Origin of the sequence: Vibrio iocasae (assembly GCF_042245395.1) — a bacterium.
Lineage (GTDB): Bacteria > Pseudomonadota > Gammaproteobacteria > Enterobacterales > Vibrionaceae > Vibrio > Vibrio iocasae.
Genome location: NZ_CP145310.1, coordinates 2,068,371 through 2,092,141, shown reverse-complemented (window position 1 = coordinate 2,092,141; position 23,771 = coordinate 2,068,371). Strand labels below are relative to the sequence as shown.

At 43.1% G+C, this 23,771-nt stretch carries 19 protein-coding genes; 14 read left to right on the top strand and 5 right to left on the bottom strand.

Features of this window, described 5'->3' with window-relative positions:
• Positions 1–182: 182 nt before the first annotated feature.
• Complete coding sequence (locus SNR28_RS09275; protein ID WP_375748926.1) at positions 183–2,159, bottom strand: replication initiator protein RctB domain-containing protein; 1,977 nt, start codon at positions 2,157–2,159, stop codon at positions 183–185.
• A gap of 1,158 nt (positions 2,160–3,317) precedes the next feature.
• Between SNR28_RS09275 and SNR28_RS09270 the strand changes: the two genes are divergently transcribed.
• From SNR28_RS09270 to SNR28_RS09230, 9 genes are all read left to right on the top strand, one after another.
• Complete coding sequence (locus SNR28_RS09270) at positions 3,318–4,535, top strand: ParA family protein (RefSeq protein ID WP_375748925.1); 1,218 nt, start codon at positions 3,318–3,320, stop codon at positions 4,533–4,535.
• 6 nt (positions 4,536–4,541) lie between these two features.
• Positions 4,542–5,516, top strand: coding sequence for a ParB/RepB/Spo0J family partition protein (locus SNR28_RS09265; protein WP_375748924.1), 975 nt, complete (start codon positions 4,542–4,544; stop codon positions 5,514–5,516).
• 115 nt (positions 5,517–5,631) lie between these two features.
• A complete protein-coding gene (locus SNR28_RS09260; protein ID WP_375748923.1) occupies positions 5,632–7,686 on the top strand; it encodes a GNAT family N-acetyltransferase in 2,055 nt (684 codons plus the stop codon).
• Between the two features lie 170 nt (positions 7,687–7,856).
• A complete protein-coding gene (locus tag SNR28_RS09255; RefSeq protein ID WP_375748922.1) occupies positions 7,857–9,542 on the top strand; it encodes a DUF342 domain-containing protein in 1,686 nt (561 codons plus the stop codon).
• 76 nt (positions 9,543–9,618) lie between these two features.
• Entirely contained in the window at positions 9,619–10,995 is a 1,377-nt protein-coding gene (locus tag SNR28_RS09250; protein WP_375748921.1) for a nodulation protein NfeD, read from the top strand.
• A gap of 4 nt (positions 10,996–10,999) precedes the next feature.
• Entirely contained in the window at positions 11,000–11,755 is a 756-nt protein-coding gene (locus SNR28_RS09245; RefSeq protein WP_375749925.1) for a slipin family protein, read from the top strand.
• 97 nt (positions 11,756–11,852) lie between these two features.
• Entirely contained in the window at positions 11,853–12,290 is a 438-nt protein-coding gene (locus tag SNR28_RS09240; protein ID WP_375748920.1) for a copper resistance protein NlpE, read from the top strand.
• A gap of 66 nt (positions 12,291–12,356) precedes the next feature.
• Positions 12,357–12,686: a zinc ribbon domain-containing protein YjdM gene (locus SNR28_RS09235; protein WP_375748919.1), complete on the top strand. Its 330-nt coding sequence runs from the start codon at positions 12,357–12,359 to the stop codon at positions 12,684–12,686.
• A gap of 16 nt (positions 12,687–12,702) precedes the next feature.
• The gene (locus SNR28_RS09230; protein WP_375748918.1) at positions 12,703–13,179 is read left to right on the top strand and encodes a DM13 domain-containing protein; all 477 of its coding nucleotides are present in this window, start codon (positions 12,703–12,705) and stop codon (positions 13,177–13,179) included.
• A gap of 13 nt (positions 13,180–13,192) precedes the next feature.
• Here the strand turns inward: SNR28_RS09230 and SNR28_RS09225 are convergent, their stop codons facing one another.
• The 4 genes from SNR28_RS09225 to SNR28_RS09210 are packed head-to-tail and all read right to left on the bottom strand — an operon-like array spanning position 13,193 to position 19,339.
• Positions 13,193–15,307, bottom strand: coding sequence for a type I secretion system permease/ATPase (locus SNR28_RS09225; protein ID WP_375748917.1), 2,115 nt, complete (start codon positions 15,305–15,307; stop codon positions 13,193–13,195).
• A 15-nt stretch (positions 15,308–15,322) separates the two neighbouring features.
• Positions 15,323–17,233 carry an EAL domain-containing protein gene (locus tag SNR28_RS09220; protein ID WP_375748916.1) on the bottom strand — a complete coding sequence of 637 codons (1,911 nt, stop codon included), beginning with the start codon at positions 17,231–17,233 and terminating at the stop codon, positions 15,323–15,325.
• 5 nt (positions 17,234–17,238) lie between these two features.
• The gene (locus SNR28_RS09215) at positions 17,239–17,937 is read right to left on the bottom strand and encodes a transglutaminase-like cysteine peptidase (protein ID WP_375748915.1); all 699 of its coding nucleotides are present in this window, start codon (positions 17,935–17,937) and stop codon (positions 17,239–17,241) included.
• 10 nt (positions 17,938–17,947) lie between these two features.
• Positions 17,948–19,339, bottom strand: a complete 1,392-nt coding sequence (locus SNR28_RS09210) for an HlyD family type I secretion periplasmic adaptor subunit (RefSeq protein WP_375748914.1) — start codon at positions 19,337–19,339, stop codon at positions 17,948–17,950.
• A 187-nt stretch (positions 19,340–19,526) separates the two neighbouring features.
• Here SNR28_RS09210 and pdxH point away from each other — a divergent pair, with 187 nt between their 5' ends.
• The 5 genes from pdxH (at position 19,527) to SNR28_RS09185 (ending at position 23,749) form a co-directional block, all read left to right on the top strand.
• On the top strand, positions 19,527–20,165 hold the full coding sequence (gene pdxH / locus SNR28_RS09205; RefSeq protein ID WP_375748913.1) for a pyridoxamine 5'-phosphate oxidase: 639 nt from the start codon (positions 19,527–19,529) through the stop codon (positions 20,163–20,165).
• A gap of 99 nt (positions 20,166–20,264) precedes the next feature.
• Positions 20,265–21,152: a metal ABC transporter substrate-binding protein gene (locus SNR28_RS09200; protein ID WP_375748912.1), complete on the top strand. Its 888-nt coding sequence runs from the start codon at positions 20,265–20,267 to the stop codon at positions 21,150–21,152.
• Positions 21,149–22,024, top strand: coding sequence for a metal ABC transporter ATP-binding protein (locus SNR28_RS09195; RefSeq protein ID WP_375748911.1), 876 nt, complete (start codon positions 21,149–21,151; stop codon positions 22,022–22,024). The genes SNR28_RS09200 and SNR28_RS09195 overlap by 4 nt, the downstream gene beginning before the upstream one ends.
• Before the next feature lie 5 nt (positions 22,025–22,029).
• Complete coding sequence (locus SNR28_RS09190; protein WP_375748910.1) at positions 22,030–22,893, top strand: metal ABC transporter permease; 864 nt, start codon at positions 22,030–22,032, stop codon at positions 22,891–22,893.
• The gene (locus tag SNR28_RS09185; RefSeq protein ID WP_375748909.1) at positions 22,886–23,749 is read left to right on the top strand and encodes a metal ABC transporter permease; all 864 of its coding nucleotides are present in this window, start codon (positions 22,886–22,888) and stop codon (positions 23,747–23,749) included. Before SNR28_RS09190 ends, SNR28_RS09185 begins: the two co-directional genes overlap by 8 nt.
• Positions 23,750–23,771: the final 22 nt, after the last annotated feature.

The window sequence follows — 23,771 nt, the reverse complement described above, 5'->3', positions numbered from 1 at the left end:
TAAAAAAATGGCGAAGTAATAAGTTACTCCGCCAAATAATCCATAACAATATGAATCTAACAATATGAGCCAATCTATCAATTTCATTAGAAAGGACAAAAGGTTGTCTATTCGCTAATAATTCTATTGATAACCGGCCCTTCTGATGTCAGCTTAATGTCAACGTTAGGTCTGAATTGTGTTTATATTCCGTTCGCGACTTCATCCAACGTTCGGATCACTTCTTCATTGATGTGCCCTTCATGGATCTGTTTACAGATCTTTTTCCTTACAGCAAGCCCTGAGATCAGCTTCTCGATCGATAAGTGTTTACTTTGAGCCTGACTGTTAAACAGTTCGATCGTTTTACTCAGAGTTTCATAAGGGACAATATCCTCGCCCACTTTTAGCCAGTCAAGCTTCTCTAATAGCTCCTGACACTCGTTTTGGATTGAACTATGAGGATGACCAGTCATTGCAGAAAGAGCGGTTATACTGCGTTCTAGGGCCTCTGGAGAGGTATACTTAGACAAGGTGATCGTCAGCTCATCTGCATTGATCTCTACCAGATGCTTTCTAAGCTTAACTCTTCGGCCTAATCGCCCCTTTGGTGACGCCTGTTTACGCTGAATTGGCTCAAACTCACCATCAATAATTTCAGACAGCTCTTCCAACTTCTGTTTAGAAAGCATTTCGTTACGAAGCGGGTTTGGCAACGTAGGAGCCATGTTACGTTTACCTGCATTAGTCGTTCTGGCTCTCGAATAACGAAGGACCTCTTCTACGTTACACTTGATATCAACGCGGTAATCTCGGGTTTTCCCTTTGTCTTCTTCAAGCGTCAAAGCCAAATGGTAACCCCATAGATTCACTTCAAAATATTGATCGTTTTTTTCTCCCTCAGAAAGCTTCTTAAGTTCTCTGATCAACTCATTAGAGAAACGTCGCCACTCAATATTTCTGGCAAGCTTCTGGTTTAGATCACTAAGCAGCATGCTATCCGTTAGTCTGCGGGACATACGGCTACGGAAGTAGGAATACAACTGGAACACAAGTGTGTGCTGTTTCAGGATCTCGGGTGGGAACAAGAAAAAGTAATCTTTTGTTAGAAGCTCTTCGTAAAAAGAAGGCTCCCACACCAAAATATATAAATTAGGTTTGATCCTGATTTCGCCCGCAGCATCTTCAGAAGGCGCCTCTTCTGACGCAGTAATCGTTCTGGCCAGAAAGCGGAATCGATCACTCTTAAAGCCTTCAGGCATGTTTTCACTAAGCCATTGGCCTGTTAACTCATGTAATTGGAAATCCGTAAACTCGATACGATCAATACTTTCTCGTATGCCATCACGTGCCGGACCACTGTCTTTTTTCCCCCTCATAGACAGGATATCAGTGATATACAAAGGCGTCTTGTTAGGCACTAACTTTGCATTGATCTGATAATCTTCCTGATGATGATCGTGGTACTGAACGGTCAGCGTGAACAACGCAAATAACGTCATAAGATCGTCAACGGTCATAATATTTTTAGAAGATCTTGTTTCGATTACCGCTCTGGATCCAGAAATGGACACCATTGATTTTTGGTAATTTTTTCTAGTTCTTGGGGGAGCAAGAGCCTGATCGATGATCCCCGCCCAGTTGGCTGGTGATACGACAAACTGTTCAGACTCATCTTTCATTGCTGGTGGCGTTTGCAAGCCAAACTCGTTGAGCAGTTGTCTGTTTACCTGATTTTGAGCTAACGCTTTCGAACGTTTCTGCTTTTCGGTTTTCTTTGTCGACTCTGTCATCAAACTGGTTGCACCCATTACAGATACAAGCTGTGCCGGATTTACAAATCTGTGCAACATGGTTTTTCCAGCAAGCCCTTCTTCAAACTTCACTGGTATTTGCGAAAATAGTCCCACATTGACTGCTGCTCGTAAACGTTGCTGAATAGCGGCTCTGGTGAGATGGCGATCTGTTGCTTCTACAAGTTCAGTGGTAGAAACAAAACCATCTTTACTACTAAAGCTTCGTAATGAAATCAAATTAAGTAGCTCTATAATGCTTTTTGTGACGCCTTTAAAATGCTGGTATTGCTCGATCCAATCCACCGCATTTTCAGAGACTTCAAAAAGGTGTCCATCCTTGTGACTTCTAGGCGCTTTGATCAGTACCTTTTCTTCTGATTTCATTCGTTATCCAGTATTAATAAGCCGTAATGTCGCTATAGTTCCGAAAGACTAAAGAAAAAGAGATCATAAATAAAGAAAAACTTATTGTTCTTTTTAAACTGATCTTATTGTTTATATTGATCTATATTGATTAAGTGATCTAATGATCCGGGAATTTTTTCCTTCTTAAGTCTTTGTATATTAAGGTTATTGTGAAATTGTCTTTCAGAAGCATGATCAAGGCATCTCTGGAAGCCTGATCAACGCTATTACAGAACGATGATCAAAAACGCCTGAAACAATGATCATGTAATGTCTGAAAGTTTGATCATGGATCGCTAGGAAGAATGATCATCGTAAAAGCACATGTTATCCACAAGCCAAATCGAAATTTCAAGGATTAATACTGTATTTCAGGCTCTATTACCTATCCGAAAGAATGATCAAGGAAGCATTGATTTGCATCTTTCCGTTAATCTGGAAAATTTGCTAGCAGTTTTAGATACGTTGTTACATGCTGTACGTAGACTTCAACTCAATGTGAGTTCGAAAGCATGATCAAGACAACTAGTATGTCGTTTGATTGCCCGCGTAAAACAAGTTAAATCCCACTCTAATTGACTCATGCCTTTATTCCACGGGACATTGCCCGTAATTTGAATCGGAATTTACATGCTTCCGGCGAAAACATCCCTTGATCATCGATCCGATGGTTGGATCTTTTTCAAATAGGCCGATTGGAGATAAAGTAATCAAATTAATGCCTTGATCATGCTTCCTGATTTACATGCTGCTTCGGAAGAATGATCAAGAGAGTTCCTTGATCATCGTTCCTACCCATCGTATTCAGTATTTTAGAATCTTTACATCTATTCATCGATTTATTATTCCAAATACCACTGGCCGTAATTTACACACCGATAAGCATTCTTCCGAACTAATATCAATTTACATTGTAAATAAGTGACAACGTAATATTTAAAATCTAGAGTCGAAGTTGAGTCTTAGTAATCAACTTTACAGTCCATTTTTTAGCCTATTTATCGCTAATTATTTGCTTTTTGATAACAGGTATAAATATATATGTGATATTACTCCCTGTTGTATGTTCAGCTTTTTATTGTTTAAAGTTTGAAGTGCTGTACAATGTGAAAATTGAGTCTCGAAATGGAAAATGGCATGAAAAGAGAACAAACGATAGACAACTTATATCAGTTGGCAGAACTGACAAAACAGGTTCAAGCAGATCGCATTGAAATAGTGCTTGAAGAGCGAAGTGATGATCACTTTCCACCTATGTCTAAAGCCTCTATGGAAACCCGTTCAGGTTTAACTCGCCGTAAGCTAGATGACGCGATCAGTAAGTTAGAGAGTGAAGGTCATCAATTTACTAAGAATAACGCGAACCATTATTCCATTTCTCTTCAGGAAGCGCACATGCTTATGGATGCCGCTGGCGTTGCTAAGTTTCATGAAAGAAAGGGAAATGCGGGTAAAAAACCTTGGGTTATTAACGTACAGAACCAGAAGGGCGGTACTGGTAAATCCATGACGGCGGTTCACCTTGCTGCATGCCTGGCTCTGAATTTAGATAAAAGATACCGCATTTGTTTGATTGACCTTGATCCACAAGGCTCTTTGCGTCTATTCCTGAATCCACAAATCAGTGTGGAAGAGCACGACAATATCTACTCTGCTGTCGATATTATGTTGGACAACGTCCCTGAAGATGTTGAGGTAGATAGAGAATTCCTGAATAAAAATGTATTGCTTCCAACACAGTATCCTAACCTGAAAACTATTTCAGCTTTCCCAGAAGATGCTATGTTTAATGCTGAAGCTTGGCAGAATCTATCTCAGAACCAATCTCTAGATATTGTTCGTTTGTTGAAAGAAAAGCTGATCGATAAGATTGGTGATGAGTTCGATATCATAATGATTGATACTGGTCCGCACGTTGATCCGTTGGTTTGGAATGCAATGTATGCGTCTAACGCGTTGTTGATCCCATGCGCAGCGAAACGTCTGGACTGGGCTTCGACGGTTAACTTTTTCCAGCATTTGCCTACGGTATATGAAATGTTCCCGGATGACTGGAAAGGACTAGAGTTTGTTCGTCTAATTCCGACTATGTTTGAAGATGACAACAAGAAGCAGGTTTCTGTATTGACGGAAATGAACTATCTGTTGAATGACCAGGTTATGATGGCGACCATGCCAAGGAGTAGGGCATTTGAAACTTGTGCTGATACTTATAGCACGGTTTTTGACTTGACTGTTGGTGATTTTGAAGGGGGCAAAAAGACCCTTCTAAATGCACAAGACTCTGTTCAAAAAAGTGCTCTGGAGTTAGAGCGTGTATTACACAGTAACTGGTCTTCACTTAATCAGGAGTAGAAATAAATGGCAGCAATAAAAACTTCTGAGCTAAATGCGAAGTTATTTGGAAAAGCAAACAAAAGAAGAGCGACAACGCCTCAGGAAGCTCAGACAGCCGCAAAAGAAAAAGCCCAGATTATCGAACTGGCAGTCGCAGGTCAGCAGGTTGTCGAGTTTGAACTCGTAAAGATTCCGGCATCAGAGATTGAATCAGAGACAACTGTATTTGAAGAAAATGCTCGTGAGCAGTCGTTTTTGAATGAGCATGCGCTTTCGGATGTTTTAGTCACTCTTAAAGAGAGAGGTCAGCAATACCCAGCTGTCGGTCGTCGAAATGAGCAAGGTAAAATTGAGGTTCTTGATGGTAGTCGTCGAAGAATGTCCTGTATTCTTGCTGAAAAAGACTTCCTGATTTATGTAGCTGAAAGCATCAACACCGAGCATGCTAAGTTCTTATCTGATGTTGCTAATGCTCATAAGCCATTATCTCTTTATGAGCGTGGTAAGGAAATGCAGGCTAAGCTTGATTCCGGTGAAGCTGAAGATCAAAAAGCACTGGCAAAAATCTTCCAGTGTAGTGAAGCGTTAGTGAGTGGTGCTCTGAAGGCTGCATCTTTGCCGTTAGAACTGCTTCAGGCATATCCGAATGTTGTCGATATTGGTCGCCCAACAATTGTAAAACTGCATAAGCTATTCAGTGAGCTTAGTAATGAAGGGCAACAAACTGTGCTCGAAAAATGTAAGACAGAAGGTAAAACTGTTTGGCAAGAGAGCGAGAAACAGGGAGTAGCAAGAGTTACTAAAGAAGTCTCAGAGCATATTGAGCAGTGGATAAGCGAAGTCGCTCCTGCTAAAAAAGCAGCGCCTGCTAAGAAAGAGCTGGTTAAAGGTCGTGCTAGCTTTACAAGAAAAGGAAGCAGTTTAGCGATCAACCTTAAGAAAGTCGATGATTCCATGATGGAAGATATCCTTCAGTTTATTGAGTCTAAGCTTTCTTAAGCTCAGTTTACTCTTCACTCAAAGCCGCAATTAGCCATTGCGGCTTTTTTTGTGCCTTGTGATACTATCTTTAGTTAAGAGACCTTATCTAATAAAACTAACCAGACCCAATCTCATGTCAGATCCAATTGAATATCTTGCTCAGCTTCACTCTCGACTAAAATCGTCTAGGCACAGAGAAGCCGTGATTCTCGACGGGTGCTACGAGTGGAGAATTAGTATTGTAAAAAAATACCTTTCCACAACAGATGTCGCAGGTGCGACTAAGTTGGGAGGGGAGGGAATCCATAACATCGAATTACTCGGTTATAAGAGCGGACATCAGTTACTCGGTAGAGAAAGAGATTTGCTGATTTATGATGATAGCGATGGTTTTGACGCCAATAGTTTTACTGCTGCTATTGGATGTTTGGTTGGTGGCGGCATCGTGTTCTTATTTGTTAATGATCATGGAGCGGCTCAGTTACCTTGGTTGGTAGATGCATTTTCAGAGCTAACGACAATATCTGAAGATGGCTCGATTGTGCAAAGCTCGAAATTAAATGAGACAGTTCAAGAGTCAATTCCAAGCTATGAAGATCAGTATGCAGAACAGGGCTTAGCGGTTGATAAAATACTTCGCGTATTAGATGGCCACAGAAAGCGCCCGTTGGTTCTGACTGCTGACCGAGGAAGGGGTAAAAGTTCTGCTCTCGGCATTGCAGCGGCGAAGTTAATGAGTCAAAAAGGAAAGAAGGTTCTCGTCACTGCTCCAGCTAGGAAGTCTGTCGAGCCTGTATTTGAACACGCAGAGCGTTTACTCACTAATTCTTTTGAAAAAAACAAAAATCGGATAGTTATGGGCGAAGCTAGCTTGAGCTTTATTTCGCCCGACGAGTTGTTACTGACAAAACCTGATTGCGATATCTTGTTTGTTGATGAAGCTTCAGCAATACCTTTGCCGATGCTGAAAGCGAGTGTTGAGATTTATCATCGCGTCGTTTTCTCTACTACCGTGCATGGTTACGAAGGGTGTGGGAGAGGCTTTACCATTAAATTTAGTGAGTGGTTAGATAAGAATCGCCCCGGCTGGAACTCTTTTGAGCTCAAAACTCCAATTCGATGGGGGACAAATGATCCACTGGAAAATTGGTTGTTTGATACCTTTTTATTGGATGCTGAGATTGAACCAGTAAACCGAGAACTCTGCGTTCAGGATGCAGATCTCTCGGTCAAGCTTATTTCAAAATCAGAGATGTTCGAAAGCAAAGATGTTGTTCGAGACAGTTTTGCTCTTTTGGTTTCTGCTCACTATCAGACTTCACCAAATGACTTACTCCAGCTGCTAGAAGACGAGTCTACTCATCTCATAACCATTAATAAGGGCGACAAGTTATTGGGATGTCTGCTTGTTCATTTAGAAGGAGGTATGAGTAGAGCACTGCTTGAGGATGTTCTTTCTGGAACAAGAAGGCCTCGAGGACATCTAATCGCATCAACACTGGCTACGCAGTTAGGCATTGAGCAAGCGGCATTGGATAAATGTCTTAGAATTATGCGAGTTGCAGTTCATCCCGATCTTCATCGTTCAGGTATTGGTTCAAAGGCCCTTTCAAAATTAGACGATATTCAAGAGCTAGAGTTTGATTACGTGGCCACCAGCTTTGGAGTGACTTCGGAGCTTATTAACTTCTGGCGCAGTTCAGAGTTTCTTCCAGTTCGACTCGGTGCTAAAAGAGATCAGGCGAGTGGCACACACTCGTTGATTATGGTCAGAGCTTCAACTGAACAACCTTGGATAAATGAAGTAGCAGCGCAATTTCCTGAACAACTGATCTCGCTTATGCCGGAAGTATTCTCGGAAACAGAATCAGCTTTGCTCTCAGACATTCTTGCAAGCTCGTCCGCAAATCACAGTTATCAACCGACGCATAATGTAAAATTGATACAGAATTATTGCTTTGGTGCGGTGAGTTATGAAAGTATTTTTTGGGAATTGTACAAAGCGATTTGCCTACAAGTAATTAAGAGTAATAAGAAAATCCCACCCATTTTGCTTGCGAAGTTATTCCAGAGGATGAGTTGGAAGAGACTAGTATCAAGTTTTGGGCATATTGGTCGAAAACAAGTAGAAGAGCAATTAAAAAAAGAAGCTGCAATTTATTTGGATTTACAGTGTAAAACCAAATAAAAGGTGGCTGTTAAGTTGGCATGGTCTTGAGTTTACAGTGTAAATCGATCAATTGAATTTACACTGTAAATCAAAAAGTGACTTGTAACGGGTTTTCAGGCAATTTTTTATACAACAGTTTCATTTATTGGATAGACTGTTTGTGGCCCAATATACGGATATGAGCAACCATGTGGAATGAACTAACTCGCCTTTCAGATGACCAGAATAGCGTTATCGCTCAACTGCCTACTAAAGAGGAAGTGGGTCCGACCTTTAGTGCTTCCGGCCTGGATCGTGTTCTCGAAGAATTAGGCGCAGCAGATTTTTTCTATGATGAAGAAGCGGTTAACCAGTTTGTTGTTGCTGCGCGTGAAACCAAAAAAGCCGCATACGATGGCATAGTTGTCGCTTGCAAAAAAAATGCTCAAGCTAAAGTGATTCTAGAAAACCACGACCTGCTTGCATCAGTTGTTGTAACAGGTGCTTACGGAGGACGTGGAATTAACGGGCCTGAACTCCTTCATATGCTTTCTCAGGCAAAAGTGATTAAAGGAATTAACAAACTCGCATTGAAAAAGGTTCTTACCGTAAGCAATGAGCTTGGTCCGGGAGAAGAATTTACTCAGCCTGTTGCTGCTGGTGTTGATGCCAAACATGGTAAAGATGTTCAGTTTATCCCTCTCGTAGATGATGCCAACGAACGAGTGCTAAAACCACAGACTACCGGTGATAAGACTGACCAGGTTGATATGAGGGACCTTGGAGAGACAATAACGGTTGAAGCCGGAGAAGAGGTTCTTAAGCGTATTCCCGCAACGAGAGGTACACCGGGTTTCACCGTTCTTGGGGCTATTATCAAGCCAACTGCTGGTAAGGATGCTGCACTGAAAGCGAGTAAAGGAACAGAAGTAGATAAATCTAATCCTAACCTTCTTAGAGCTGCTATTTCCGGTATGCCTATCATTAAGAAAAGCAGTGTGGAAGTTGATCCTGCTTTATCACTCAAGAATATCGATGTATCGACCGGGCATGTTAAGTTCAAGGGGAGTATTGTTGTTTCAGGCAATATCGAACCCGGTATGATAGTGAGAGCAACCGGCTCTATCACTGTGGGCGGCTTTATAGAGTCTGCTGATGTTCAAGCTCAAGAGGACATTGTTGTAGGCCAGGGCATAATCGGTCATGCGGTTGACGAAGATGAAGACAAAGCTTGTATCGTGAAGACCAACAGCAACATCAAGAGCAAGTATGCACAGTTTGCCTTCCTGCAAGCGATGGGTGATATAGAGCTGGAACTACATAGTCTGAACAACACCGTTATGTGTACCGGAGACTTAACCGTTCTTGATTCCTCTGAGAGAAAAGGAACATTGAGCGGTGGTCATGCTAAAGTCGGTGGCAAGATTGTGTGTGCCAACCTTGGCGTCGAAGGTGATACCGCAACTTTTATCCAACCATTTGTTCGGTTCAACAAATATAAGCAAGGCTTAAATGAGTTGAAAGAGCGCTATACCACAATTCAGAACAAGACCATGGATGTGATCCGCCAGGAAATGGAGTACAAAAAAATTCCAAAAGCGGAACGCGATCCAGAAGGGCTTGAAAAGATTGAAGCTCTCAAGCAGAAGAATAACGATTTGCTTACCAAAGCAAAGAACAAAAGAGAGTGGGCTGAATCTGAGCTTGAGCGCTTGTTAAAAGAAAACACTGTTACGGTAAAAGAGAAAGTGTTTACTAGGGTAACCGTTCAATATGGTGATGAAGTTGTTATCACCAAGCGAGAGCATAACGCCGCTAAGTTTTCTTTTGATCAATACTCTATACACTGTAGCCTGATGGTTGAAGGTGTAGAACAGGATGAAGAAGAGTTATAGGGAGCATCGCGACAAATAGAGGTCTAACTTTCACTTTTGAACTACACTTTTAGTATGTCTCAAAGGGGGAAGTCGGATGCGTCCTTGGCTGCTGAGCGTCGTCTTAGCTTGTCTTATTTGCATTATCAACCCGTCCGGAGCAGACACATCAAAACCTGAAGCAGAGTCTTTACGGACGGTACCTGTGTTATCTATCAGTGGAGCTATCGGCCCCGCAGTAGGTAGCTATGTCATCAAAGAAATTCAAAAGTCCAATCAATCCTCTTCTACCCCCGCGATTATTATCACCATTGATACCCCTGGTGGGTTGGTAACTAGCCTAAGAGATATCAATCAACACATACTTGCCTCAGAGATTCCTATCTTATGTTTGGTGCATCCGTCTGGCGCTCGTGCCGCTAGTGCTGGTACGTACATTCTGTATGCCTGCCATGTAGCAGCAATGGCTCCTGCGACAACGTTAGGTGCAGCAACTCCGGTACAAATGGGTGGAACCGGAGGAAATGATAAATCGGATGAGCCTTCCGGTGATGAACCAAGCGCTATGGAGAAGAAAATTCTTAATGACTCTATCGCTTACATTCGGTCGTTGGCAAAACTAAGAGGAAGGAATGTTGAGTGGGCAGAGAAGGCCGTTCGCGAAGCCGCAACTTTATCATCCGATGAAGCGTTGGAGTTGAACGTCATTAATCTGATCGCGAATGATCCTGAAGACTTTGCAACTAAAGTTGAGGGAATAGAGGTCACCATCAACGACAAAAAACAGACTCTAGATTTAGGTGAAGCGAAACTGGTAGAAGAGAAACCAGATTGGAGAGATCAGTTTCTGGCCACAATTACCAACCCTAATGTTGCTTACATTCTTATGCTGATTGGCGTATACGGCATCATTTTGGAATTCTATAGCCCTAGTTTTGGTATCGCTGGTATTACAGGAGCGATATGTCTTCTAATTGCGATGTATGCTTTTCAGTTGTTACCCGTTAATTATGTTGGGTTAGGTTTAATCATCGTTGGTTTAGCACTATTGCTTGCTGAATCAATGGTGCCAAGCTTTGGAGTTTTAGGAGGGGGAGGCGTAGTTGCTTTCATCTTAGGTTCACTGTTTCTCATCGATAGTGATATACCTGAGTTAAAAGTCTCAATGCCTTTAATTTATATGTTAACAGCCATTTCAGTTGCGTTTCTAGTTTTTATCTTTCGACGACTATGGACGATTAGACACAAGAAAAAAGTTAGCGGTGCGGAATCTCTCATTGGTGTTGTCGGTGTCGTTGATAGAGCATTTTCAAGTGAAGGCTTCGTACTGGTTAGAGGCGAACGATGGGCTGCGCGTAGTGATAAACCGGTAGAGCAGAATGAGTCTGTAACGATTCAAAAAATTGAAGGATTAACCTTATTGGTTACAAAGAATCAGAGGGTAGAAGATCATGTTGGAAACAGTGATAGCTAGCGGAATGTTGACTCCCATCTTAGCGGTGATTTTGGTTGTTCTAATTGCCTTTAGTTTATTTCATGTGCTCAGAGAGTATGAACGCGGCGTGATCTTTTTCTTAGGTCGTTTTCAGGAAGTAAAAGGTCCCGGCCTGATCGTTGTTATTCCGATCATCCAGCAGATCGTTCGGGTGGACTTAAGAACTGTTGTTATGGATGTACCTAGCCAGGATGTGATTAGCCGGGATAACGTTTCTGTGAGAGTTAATGCCGTTATCTACTTCCGAGTGGTTGATGCGCAAAAAGCGATAATTAATGTTGAGGATTATTTGCAAGCAACCTCTCAACTTGCTCAGACGACTTTAAGGTCCGTTCTCGGGCAGCACGAACTCGATGAGATGCTTTCCAACCGGGAAATGCTCAACGATGACATCCAAGCCATTCTTGATGCCAGAACCGATGGATGGGGAATCAAGGTATCAAATGTTGAGATTAAGCACGTTGATTTAAATGAGAGCATGGTACGTGCTATTGCGCGCCAGGCAGAAGCCGAGCGAGCGCGTAGAGCGAAAGTTATTCATGCTTCCGGTGAAATGGAAGCATCAGATAAGCTGGTTGAGGCTGCGACCAAACTAGCGCAAGAGCCCAATGCGATATTGCTTCGCTATCTGCAAACTTTGACAGAAATTGCTGGTGAGAAGAACTCAACTATATTGTTCCCAATGCCAACAGATTTGCTGGAAGGTCTGTTCAGTAAGCTAAAAAAAACAGACAAGTGAATTAGTTAACGCAAAGAAAGAACCGTTGATTCATCATATGGTCTAAACTGTATTCTTGAAATGTTTTCAAACAATTAAAAAGAACAGGTGTTTTTTGATGAATAGACTTCTAACGGTGACACTGTGCGGCTGCATAACGTTAATGGGATGTCAGTCAGTGCAGAATGCGAGTTCTGAATCTTCACAAGTATCTACCCCGGTCGCTGATACGGCTCATAACTCTCGTAATTCACTTGATTGGTTTGGCACCTATAAAGGAATGGTACCTTGTAGTGACTGTGATGGTACCAATATTTTTCTTGATCTAAAGAAAGATAGCTCATACATGATGAGTCGAAGTCATATCGGAAAAATGAGCATCACTGTGATGGAAGAAGGGAAAGCCGTTTGGAATGAATCAGGAAGTGGAATTTTGGTTGACGACATGATTTTCCGTGTGCAAGAGAATCGACTGCTTCTTATCGATGATGCCAATGAACCTATTCGCAACCAAGATGGCGAGTCTTATCTTCTATTGAAGCAGACTAATCAATAATTAGCTCGCGAAATATGCCTATGACAAATATCATAGAGCTTAGTGTAATTAATCGAGAAGTCGTCAATGTCATTTCCACCGTGCCCTAACTGTCAATCTGAGTATGTGTACCAGGATCAGAATAATCTTGTTTGCCCGGAATGTGCTTATGAATGGAATCCTTCCGAGGTTGATGAATCTATCAGTATCAAAGATGCCAATGGCACACTATTGAGTGAAGGTGACAAAGTCACTTTGGCAAAAGACCTGAAAGTGAAGGGAAGCTCTCTGGTGCTTAAGATTGGTACCAAGGCAATCATAAAACGTATTGTTGATGGGAAGGATCATCAATTGGATTGTAAAGTTGATGGTGCGGGTGAAATGATGGTGACAGCCAAGTTTGTGAAAAAAGCCTGAGATAGGTAATAAGGATATGAGAAAAAGTACGATAGGAATTTTGTTAGCAACGCACCTCGCTGTGGGAGGGTTAGGTTTTGGGCTAGGTATCTATGCTTTACCAATTCTTATTGCTCCTCCTGCTCCGAGCGAATCCGAAGTTCAGATGGCCTCTTCAAAAGCTCAATACTCAGCAGTATTTCAAAAAGATTTGAAAGATAGCGATTCTTTCCACTGGGGAGAGGGTACGGTTAGCGTTGGTACTGAGTCGATATCATTTATGGGAGAACTTGCGCCTGGTCCGGATTATAAGCTTTACCTTTCTCCTGAATTTGTGGAAACGGAAGATGATTTTAATCGACTTAAAGCAAGTATGGTTCGTGTCGGTGAAGTGAAAACATTCGAGAACTTTGTTGTTGATGTTCCAGGCGATGTAAATCCAGAGGACTTCAACAGTGTCATTGTTTGGTGTGAAACCTTCGGTGAGTTTATTACCGCAGCAAAATATAAATGATGAAAAAGAGCAGCTATGAAGCTGCTCTTACTTTTCCTTGTTTGAGATCGGACAGGACCTGTTCTTTTGGACCGTCAGCAATCACAGTGCCTCTTTCCATGACGATAATCCTGTCTACCACATCAAGCATGGTTGTTTTGTGGGTAATCAGTATCAGAGTCTCATCACTTTTCATCTGATTTAACTGATGTTTTATCAGCATTTCTGAACGGTTATCCATGGCACTGGTAGGTTCATCAAGCAGTAGTACCGGTGGCCTGCCAAGCATGGCTCGTGCAATCGAGACTGCTTGCCTCTGACCTCCAGAGAGCAAGGCTCCGCCCTCACCAACCTGACGTTCCAGACCTGCTGGGTCTTGTTGTGTAAATGCCGTAACACCTGCACGGTTAGCCGCGTCCATCACTTCTCTGTCATCAACCAGAGGTTGCCCTAGAGTGATGTTGTCCCGGATAGAGCCGAAGAACAGAATACTATCTTGAGGTACACAGCCTATATTGCGTCTAACATCCACGTGATGAAGCTGGTTGATGTCCGTGTCATCTATACGAACATAACCCTCTGTAGGCTGATACAGGCCCATTATGAGCCTCTCAAGGGTTGTTTTACCGGAGCCAATGCGGCCTATGATGGCCACTTTTTCACCCGGATTAATGGTAAGACTTAGATCCCGAACTGCTGCAACAGGCGAATCCGGGTAGTGGAATGTCACTTTTTCCAGCTCAATTTTGCCCTGAATAATTGGACGGTGAATGTAACGCTTACCTTCTTCCTGCTCGTCTGGCATCTCCATGACCTGATTGATAATGCTCATAGAAGATTTAGCCTGATTGTAACGGGTTGAAAGTAGTGACAATTGAACAAGAGGTCCAATTGCGCGACCGCTCAACATGGTCGCTGCGATCAAGCCACCCATGGTGAGTTCACCCTCTGCGATAAGGTAGACACCCAAAATGATCATCCCAACATTGCTAGACTGTTGAACGAAGCCTGCCATGTTCTGAATTGAGTCGGTGATCCTGCGGCTCTTGATGCTCCAGTTGGACATGTGGGTTACAGCTTCTTCCCAGCGATACTGGAACTGGCTTTGTGCACCGAATAACTTTACAGATTCCAAACCGGCTAAGCTTTCAATCAGGTTTGCATACTTCTGAGAAGCAAGACGGGAACCTTCTTCAATACTCTTTCGCAGTGGTCCCTGAATTAACAGTGAGTGGATAATCAGAATACAAACACCAACGATTGGAATAATGACCAGGTTCCCGGCCAGAAGCCAAATGATTCCAAGGAACATCAAGGCAAAAGGGAGATCGATGAGCGCACTGATTGTGGCAGATGTGAAGAACTCTCGTATCGATTCGAACTCCTGAAGGTGTCGGGCAAACGCACCAACAGAAGGTGGCTTACTTTCCATTCGTATTCCCATCACTTTGCTAAATAGCTTTGATGAGATCAGTATGTCCGACTTCTTACCTGCAACATCGATAAAGTAGCTTCGAAGCAACTTGAGTATTAGGTCAAAGACAAAGACAACTAAGATACCGGATGCCAGTACCCAGAGCGTTTCAAATGCAAGGTTAGGGACCACTTTGTCATAGACAAGTCGGGTGAACATTGGTGCTGCAATGGCAAAAATATTGACCAGCAGCGAGGCAATGAGTACGTCTCGGTAGATGTGTTTAGACTCGAAGATAGTGCTCCAGAACCAATGACCATCACGGGTTTTTAGTATTTCTGGTGAACGTTCATCGTATCTGAATTGTTTTTTTACTAAAAAATATCGGCCAGTGTATTGCTGATTTAACTCTTCTAAAGGAATCGCTACCGGAATCAGGTGAGAGTCGATAGTGACAACTTCGGCTTCCTGAGTGCTTTCATTGACACTAACCAGTACGCAAGCGTCACCATCTTTCAGCATCAAGACGACAGGCAAAACCAGCTCTGAGATGTCTGAAAGGGACGTTCTGTTTTCCTTTGCGACTAACCCGGCTCTTTCAGCTGAGCGAGGAAAAAGAAAAGGTGTCAGGCGACCATCCGATAGTGGCAGGCCACTCACCAGTGCTTCTGGTGAGTTAGACAAGCCGTAGTATCGGCTGATGTATACGAGTGAGTTTAATAATGGATCGCGCATGCAATCTAACCTTTCTTATTTTCCAACGATAAAGCCCTGGAATGCTTCTATGTAATGCTCTGACAAGAATTCCAGCTGAGTTTGAGTTTCCACTCGTGATGCGATAGTGGTGATGCCAAGATCGTGAGCGGTACGCGAGATAGAAGTCAGCGTATAGCGCTGTTTTTCATCTTCAATCTGGTGCGTGTACAGATAATCGAGCTTCACGTAGTTTGGTCTGAACTCGTTGATGTAATCTAACGAGTGGAAGTTACGGCCGTAGTTATCGACGCCAAACAGTGCGCCAGAGGTCTTAATGGCATGGCAAAGCAGTGCAGTGTGGTGCTGATGATTGACAAAGCATATTTCCGGAATCTCGAAATGAAGTAGATGTGCGATATCTTTGTGTCTACTCAGTTCCTTCGTCAACCAGCGGATAAAGCTAGGCTCACTGACACTACTTACCGTCAGGTTGATAGCCAGTGGTTCATTTAACTCACCCGTTGCCAGGCGAGCGATCATCTGTTCAATGACGTACTCATCAAATACATGGCCCGCATTAAGCTGCTCTAGTGCAAACAGATACTGGTTCGCTGAGTATCGTTCACCATTCATCTCAATCGCAGAGAATACCTCTTTGTGGAAAATCGCTTTCTCTTTGTTGACGGCCGACTGGAACTTAAATTCAACAGCATTGTTGCTCAGTGCTTCTTCGACAAGTGAGCGCCACTGCTGCTTACCAAGTGTCAGCTGTTGAGATTTCTCGGTGATCAGGCCAAAGTCCAGTTCAGGCTCCGAGCGCGCTTTGGTTAATGCGTTATCCACCAGCGCTAGTACATCAGTAGAAGCTTTGTTTAACTCATTGTAAACCAAGCCTAGGAACGCGTTTTCCGGGCTCATACCCGTTGGATCTGGCTTAACATTTCGTACACTGCTGACGATGTTAGTACCGACTTCTTTCAGTTCATCTTCATCTAACCCCGGAAGAATGAAAGCAAACTCATCAGTCTTAATTCTGGCGATGGTGACATTGTCTATGGACGTCGTTAGCTTCAGTTGATCAGCCAGTTCTTTAACCAGATTGTCTCCGGCTTCGTAACCTGACTCATCGTAAGTCTCTTTAATGAACTGAGCTTGTAGAAGTGCAATACCACCTTTAGGCGCTTCGTTTAACCACTGACTAAGCTGGCTCATAAAGAATGAACGGTTACCCAATTGAGATACGGGATCCATGTACGCTCTTTCACGCAGTTGCTGAGCTTCCTGAGCCTGTGCTTTGAAGCTTTTTTCAACTTGTTGTGACATTGCGTTAATACCATCGACCACAGCAACAAGATCTTTTGTTCCAGGGCGCTCAAGAGGTTTACCAAACTGATTCTCTGCAATCTCTTGCATTTTGTTTGTTATCAGACGTAGGGGCTCTAATGCTCGTCTTAATAGAAATGCAATAGCGAGTAACCCAATGATGAATATCGCGAAAAAAGCGGTAGATAGTTTAACCATCGCTTGCCAGAGCTGCTCGTAGGCATCTCCCGGATGGCTGATTATCTCTACTTCTGCAAGCTGTAACCAGCCACTGGTGACGACACGACGATCGTGAAGTGCTTCCAATAGGTGAAGGTTAACAAACCACTCTGGTACACCATTTGCTGCTACATCGTAGCTACGAACGATTTCTTCATTGGAGTCTAGAAAACTGAGCTTGACCGCAGAGTAAGAGCTTCCATCAAAGAGCGCATTGATGACAGATTCAACAGCAACTTTATCGTCCTGTTCGAGATAAGGCGCCAGTGCTAATCCCACTGTATTAATGGTGTTGTTCATTTCAGAGCGTTGTTGCTGCTCTAAGAAGTTGCGAGTGGTATTGAACTCGATAGCGAACACTGCGCCAATGAGTATGATAAATACTGCCAACATACCCGCGACAAGTTGTCTATATAGTGTCATGGTGCTTACTCATCATAGTTTCTTATTGGTTTATTTAGCTTCACCGCATCTTTGCGGGAGCGTAATTCGTTCCAAAGGCTCAAGCGCGACGATTTTCCAGCGAGAGTGCCGCTTGCCTTTTCTTTCATCAGCCAAAGGTTTTTACCGTTGAAGCTGTAAATCGGTAACAAATCTCTGCGTTTTGTTGCTGGCTTAATTACGGGGTTAATATTGTCGAGAATCAAAGGGACTGAACTTGGTTTTTCGTAGTAAGCAAGAACCATGTGGAATTGATTTAACTCCAGAGCCTTAACGTAAACCAGCCTAAGCTTGTTGTCAGGAACGCCAAGCTCAAGCAGAGAGAAGTATTTTGCGATAGTAAAATCTTCACAGTCCCCGGCATTGGAGCCAAGAAATTCTAACGGTGTCGCCCAGTAGTCATTTTTTCCCCACAGATCGATATCGTTGACGAAGTAAAGCTGATTAAAGAAGTTGTTTACTTCTGTCATCTTGGTTTTTTCTGATTCACTACTGAGATGCGCCAGTTTTGAACGCCATGTTTCAACCCGTTTTCCGGCTCGTTCTCCGTATGTTTGGGAGACCGCACTTACCCAAAACTGTTCATCTTTGTTTAACGCTGTAGCGGTTATAGATGTGACAGACAGCAGCGTTGGTATTAACCAACGCTTAAATCTTACATTTGCTGTCTTTGAAGGTCGTCGCATCTATCGTTCTCTATTCTCTTAGTGCTGTTTTTTGAGCAGAGATGATTGGTTTTAGAATGTAGTCCAATACCGTTCGTTTACCAGTAATGATGTCAACCGATGCGGTCATACCCGGAATAATAGGAAGCTCTTCAGTTCCGCCAAACTTTGTTTCATCGGTTCTAACGCGGACCAGATAAAAACTGTTTCCTTCTTCATCCTGAATGGTATCGGCACTGATATGTTCCAGCGTTCCATCCATACCACCATAACGGGTAAAGTCATACGCACTGAACTTCACAATGGCATGCAATCCCGGACGCAGGAAGGCGATATCTTTTGGCGCAATCTTCGCCTCAACCAGAAGCGTATCCTCTGAAGGAACCACTTCTACAATATCCATTCCGGGTTGAATAACACCGCCAACCGTATTGATATGAAGCTTTTTGATGGTTCCCTTAACAGGTGACACAACGATGGTTCGGTTTACCCTGTCTTCAAGGCCAACGGTAGATTCAGTCAATGCAGAAAGCTGATCTTGAGCCTGATTGAGTTTTTCTTGCTGCTCGGAACGGAATTTAAGGGCTGCATCGATTCGGCTTAGCTTTGCTTCTTCAATTGCTGAAGTCAGAGTCGGGATCTTTAACTCGGTGGAGGTCATTTCTCTGCGAGTGTCGTTTACCTGCCGTTCGAGCTTTAGAAGCTCAATCTTAGGTACAACGCCTTCCAATGCCAGCGGCTCAGTGATTTCTAGTTCGCGTTGAGCAAAGTTGTAGCTTTGCCTCAGGTTTTTGGCTCGGGCACGAAGTTCAACCAGATCTTGTTGTTTCTGTTTTACTTGTTGATTTAGTACTGAAAGCTGGTTCTGGAGATTTTCCAGATCTTGTTTGTATTCCGCTTTTTGTCGTTGTACAAGCTGAAGCCGTGACTCTTCAAGCTGCGGAGGAAAAGCGAGTTTATTGAAGTCGAGCTGAACACTCTTTTCCCATTCGCTGTCCGCGACATTTTCGTTTATTTGTACGCTGTTGATAGAGGCAGAGAGCTGAAGCACGCTTGCTGTCAGGTTAAGTACCTGTTGTTCACGCTCACGAAAATCCGAACGAAAGCGGGTGTCATCGATAAGAATGAGCTGTTGCCCTTCTTCTACTTGCTGGCCTTCTCTCACCAGAATCTGTTTTACCAGCCCGCCTTCCAGGTTTTGAACTACCTGAAGTTGAGATGAAGGAATGATTTTCCCTTCACCGACAGTAACTTTGTCGATTTGAGCCCAAGATGCCCAACCAACCGCAAAGGCAAAAAACAGCACCATTACCCATAGCAGAATACGGGCATTCTTTGGTGTTTTAAGAAGTAAGGCTGCGGTTTTGTCGTCTAAATAATCCAGCTCAACATCATCAAGCTTTTGGTACTTATTTTTGCTCATCAATCATCCCAACTATTCGATGCGGCAATGAAGTCTATTGTATGTGTAGTTTTTATAAATGTTAAGGTACCAAAAATTTTACTAAATTTCTCAGTTAGTTATACATCTTCACTAACTCCTTCTATTTCACTTCTTGTTTTCGTTCGGTTATCGGAGCACAATCAACAAAAAATTTGAGGAGCAGAATATGGAACTTGCTGATATTCGTCGGGAATACACTCGTGGTGGACTTCGCCGAAAAGATCTGAATGACAACCCAATAGAGCAGTTTAATGCATGGTTAAAACAAGCGGTGGACGCGAACTTACCAGATCCCACTGCCATGACGGTTGCTACAGTGAATGCTTTGGGTCAGCCATCACAACGAATCGTCTTACTGAAGAATGTCGATCGTGAAGGGTTTGTTTTTTACACCAACCTTGGTAGCAGAAAGGCGAGTGACTTAGGCGAGAACAGTAATATCAGCCTCCATTTTCCATGGCATTCTATTGAGCGTCAGGTTCATATTAACGGTGTTGCTGAAAAGCTGACGGCTGCTGAAAACATCAAATACTTTTCATCTCGTCCTAAAGAGAGCCAGCTTGCTGCGTGGGCAAGTAAGCAAAGTAGCCGTATTTCAACTCGTGGTATGCTTGAGGGTAAGTTTCTGGAATTAAAGCAGAAGTTTGCTAAAGGCGAAATTCCGGTACCGACCTTCTGGGGTGGCTTTCGTGTTCGACCACAAAATATCGAATTCTGGCAGGGTGGGGAACATCGTCTGCATGATAGGTTTGTTTACACCAAAGAGTCTGATGAGAAATGGTCTATTGATCGTTTAGCGCCATAGAACGAGATAAAAACCACAAAAATAGAACGATCATTAAATTGAAATGATAATTATTATCATCTAAGATCTGTGTATTAATCCGTTATACATGGAGATGAGATGATCAAGTTCGCGAAAAGGGCAGCCTTTGTGCTTCCCTTGCTTTTCACTTTTCCTTCCGTAGCAAATGCTGAGTTTAAAGTCGTTACCACTTTCACCATTATTCAAGATATCGCTCAAAATGTTGCGGGTGATGCTGCTGAAGTTGTTTCTATAACTAAGCCAGGTTCTGAAATTCATGATTATCAGCCTACACCTAAAGATATTGTAAAGGCGCAATCTGCCGATCTCATTCTATGGAATGGAATGAATCTGGAGTGCTGGTTCAAAAAGTTTTTTTCGAATCTTGAAGATGTGCCTTCAGTAACGGTGACTGAAGGAGTTGAGCCCATCTCGATCTATTCTGGTGAGTATCAGGGCAAGCCTAATCCACATGCCTGGATGTCTACCAGCAATGCTCTTGTTTATGTAGAGAACATACGAGCAGCGCTTGTGAAATACGACCCTTCTAATGCGGATGCATATAACGTTAACGCTCAGAACTATTCAGAGAAAATACGACAGCTTGATCAGAACAACCGTCACAAGTTCGATTCTATTCCAAAAGACAAAAGGTGGTTGGTCACCAGTGAAGGAGCATTCAGTTATTTGGCAAAAGACTACGGCTTTAAAGAAGCTTACCTTTGGCCTATTAACGCAGATCAGCAAGGTTCGCCTAAGCAGATTAAAGACTTAATAGATAAAGTTCGCGAAAACCAGCTACCAGTAGTGTTTAGTGAGAGTACGATTTCACCTAAGCCAGCTCAACGTGTAGCAAAGGAGTCTGGTGCCAGTTACGGTGGTGTACTGTATGTAGACTCTCTTTCTCAAAAGAATGGCAAAGTACCAACCTATCTTGATCTTATTCGAGTGACCACGGATACCATGGCGAAAGGATTCGGACTATGAACCAAACGCTCCCTAAAATCGAAGCCAGTGGATTAAGTGTTGTCTATAAAAACGGCTTCACAGCCATTCATGATGTGAGTTTCGAGCTCAATGCGGGCACTATTTGCGCTCTGGTAGGTATTAATGGTGGCGGTAAGTCGACGCTATTTAAAAGCATCATGGGGTTGGTCAAGCTGACTGAAGGCGATATTAAACTGTCAGGTGTTAGCACCAAACAGGCTCTAAAGAGCAATATGGTGGCGTATGTGCCACAGTCAGAAGACATCGATTGGGACTTTCCGATTCTGACAAAAGATGTTGTGATGCAAGGCCGCTATGGATATATGGGCTTTTTTAGAAAACCCTCTGACAAGGATCATGCTGCCGTCCACTCTGCAATGGAAAAAATGGGGATTCTGGCGCTTGCAGACAGACAAATTGGTGAACTTTCCGGAGGGCAGAAGAAGCGAGTTTTTTTGGCAAGAGCGCTTGCACAAAAGAGCAAGATCATTCTGTTAGATGAGCCGTTTACCGGAGTCGATTTCACCACCGAGAATGCCATCATGAGTTTATTGCGAGAGTTGCAGCTCGATGGGCACCTTATTCTGGTCTCTACCCACAACCTGGGTAGTGTTCCTGATTACTGCGATCAAGTGTTGTTTATTAACCGCACAATTGTTGCTGCCGGCCCGATAGAAACCACCTTTACTCAGGAAAATCTGATGGCGACATTTGGTGGTGTGCTTAAGCAGGTGGGCATCAAAGGGCAGACCTTACACAAGGACAATGATGATCGAAGTGTCGTTATCTTGTCTGATCACGATAAGCCAGCGGTGTTTTATGGGAACCCTGATAATGACGCAGTGATTGTCCGGGATGGAACAGGGGAGTAACAAATATGTTTGAGATGCTAGTCGAACCTCTGCAATACGAATATATGAGAAATGCGCTTTATGCGAGTGCGTTAGTAGGAACGGTTTGTGCTTTTCTCTCTGCCTTTTTAGTCCTTAAAGGTTGGTCTTTAATTGGCGATGCGCTGTCCCACGCAGTCGTTCCCGGAGTGGCTGGCGCTTATATACTTGGCCTGCCTTTTTCAGTAGGGGCTTTTTTCTCTGGCTTTCTGGCAGCAGGGGCGATTTTGTTCGTAAAGCAAGTCTCGTCACTGAGAGAGGACGCCATTATCGGATTTGTATTTACCACTTTCTTTTCTGCGGGAATCCTGATGATTTCCCTCTATCCGACATCAATTAATATTGAATCTGTCATTTTGGGGAACATTTTGATGTTAGGTGATTCAGAGTTGTTTCAAATCTTTTTGATAGGCCTTGTTTCTATGGTGTTACTAGGTCTGTTCTGGAAAGATTTAGCGTTAACCTTTTTTGATGAAAATCAGGCGGCTTCTGTTGGTATCTCAACCAACAAACTTAAGATTCTATTCTTTGCTCTTCTGAGCGCATCAACGGTAGCCTCATTGCAGGCCGTGGGGGCTGTACTGGTTATTGCATTAGTGATTATACCGGGAGCAACCGCGTATCAGCTGACAGACCGTTTTGGGAAGATGATTGTTATCTCATGCGTCATTGGAGGCACAACTTCATTAGCGGGCGCATATTTGAGTTACTTCCTGGATGGCGTTACCGGAGGTGTTATTGTATTGCTTCAGGCTTTGGTGTTCTTCAGTGTACTCGCTTTGGCTCCGAAGTATGGGTTGCTGAGGCAGTTTAAAGTCAGGCTACTGAGTAAGGAGCAGTCTCATGCTTGATTACTTTGTAGAACCTTTTCAGTATCTGTTTATGCAGAGAGCCTTGATTGCAGGTTTAGCTGTTAGTGTGATATGCGCTGTTTTATCTTGTTATATGGTACTAAAACGCTGGGCTTTGATGGGTGATGCGATTTCTCACGCTGTATTACCTGGCGTGGTGGTTGCTCATCTGTTTTCACTACCGCTTATTCTGGGCGCATTCATTTCTGGGATGGGGTGTGCATTGTTGACCGGATATATTAAAGAGCACAGCAGAATTAAAGAAGACACCATTATGGGAATTGTCTTTTCGAGTATGTTTGCACTTGGACTAGTGATGTTCGCAAAGACCGATTCGGGAGAGCACCTGATGCACATCTTGTTCGGCAATATGTTGGGTGTCTCTGAACAGGGCATGTGGCAAGTGATTGTAGTATCTGCTTTGGTGCTTTTCGTTGTGGGTATTAAGTTCAAAGATCTACTTCTGTACTGCTTTGACCAGAGTCATGCGAAGGTCTCTGGCCTTAATGTATCGCTGCTCCACTATTTATTGCTGAGTATGATTGCGTTGACCATCGTCGCCTCTATTCAGATTGTTGGTGTGATTTTGGTTGTTGCTATGCTTATTGGACCCGGGATGACGGCTTCTCTGCTATCAAGAAAGTTCGAACAAATGGTGACAGTTGCGCTTCTTATCTCCGTAGTTTCAACCTTCATTGGTATTGTTGTGAGCTTCCATATCGATGGTGCTACAAGCGCATGTATCGTACTTACTCAGGCTTTACTCTTTGTTTGTACCTTTATTTACTCTATTACATTTAGAAATCGTAAAGTAACAAGAACGGTGATTAGCCGTGAGGCCGCTAAAGGTATTTGAGGCTCTTTATTAACAAGAAATA

Bases quoted from the DNA above. Each gene is read 5' to 3' on its own strand.
- SNR28_RS09185 (WP_375748909.1), top strand. From the start codon at position 22,886: ATGCTTGATTACTTTGTAGAACCTTTTCAGTATCTGTTTATGCAGAGA.
- SNR28_RS09200 (WP_375748912.1), top strand. From the start codon at position 20,265: ATGATCAAGTTCGCGAAAAGGGCAGCCTTTGTGCTTCCCTTGCTTTTC.
- SNR28_RS09220 (WP_375748916.1), bottom strand. From the start codon at position 17,233: ATGACACTATATAGACAACTTGTCGCGGGTATGTTGGCAGTATTTATC.
- SNR28_RS09260 (WP_375748923.1), top strand. From the start codon at position 5,632: ATGTCAGATCCAATTGAATATCTTGCTCAGCTTCACTCTCGACTAAAA.
- SNR28_RS09215 (WP_375748915.1), bottom strand. From the start codon at position 17,937: ATGCGACGACCTTCAAAGACAGCAAATGTAAGATTTAAGCGTTGGTTA.
- SNR28_RS09275 (WP_375748926.1), bottom strand. From the start codon at position 2,159: ATGAAATCAGAAGAAAAGGTACTGATCAAAGCGCCTAGAAGTCACAAG.
- SNR28_RS09265 (WP_375748924.1), top strand. From the start codon at position 4,542: ATGGCAGCAATAAAAACTTCTGAGCTAAATGCGAAGTTATTTGGAAAA.
- SNR28_RS09250 (WP_375748921.1), top strand. From the start codon at position 9,619: ATGCGTCCTTGGCTGCTGAGCGTCGTCTTAGCTTGTCTTATTTGCATT.
- SNR28_RS09255 (WP_375748922.1), top strand. From the start codon at position 7,857: ATGTGGAATGAACTAACTCGCCTTTCAGATGACCAGAATAGCGTTATC.
- SNR28_RS09210 (WP_375748914.1), bottom strand. From the start codon at position 19,339: ATGAGCAAAAATAAGTACCAAAAGCTTGATGATGTTGAGCTGGATTAT.
- pdxH (WP_375748913.1), top strand. From the start codon at position 19,527: ATGGAACTTGCTGATATTCGTCGGGAATACACTCGTGGTGGACTTCGC.
- SNR28_RS09245 (WP_375749925.1), top strand. From the start codon at position 11,000: ATGTTGACTCCCATCTTAGCGGTGATTTTGGTTGTTCTAATTGCCTTT.
- SNR28_RS09270 (WP_375748925.1), top strand. From the start codon at position 3,318: ATGAAAAGAGAACAAACGATAGACAACTTATATCAGTTGGCAGAACTG.
- SNR28_RS09240 (WP_375748920.1), top strand. From the start codon at position 11,853: ATGAATAGACTTCTAACGGTGACACTGTGCGGCTGCATAACGTTAATG.
- SNR28_RS09190 (WP_375748910.1), top strand. From the start codon at position 22,030: ATGTTTGAGATGCTAGTCGAACCTCTGCAATACGAATATATGAGAAAT.
- SNR28_RS09235 (WP_375748919.1), top strand. From the start codon at position 12,357: ATGTCATTTCCACCGTGCCCTAACTGTCAATCTGAGTATGTGTACCAG.
- SNR28_RS09230 (WP_375748918.1), top strand. From the start codon at position 12,703: ATGAGAAAAAGTACGATAGGAATTTTGTTAGCAACGCACCTCGCTGTG.
- SNR28_RS09195 (WP_375748911.1), top strand. From the start codon at position 21,149: ATGAACCAAACGCTCCCTAAAATCGAAGCCAGTGGATTAAGTGTTGTC.
- SNR28_RS09225 (WP_375748917.1), bottom strand. From the start codon at position 15,307: ATGCGCGATCCATTATTAAACTCACTCGTATACATCAGCCGATACTAC.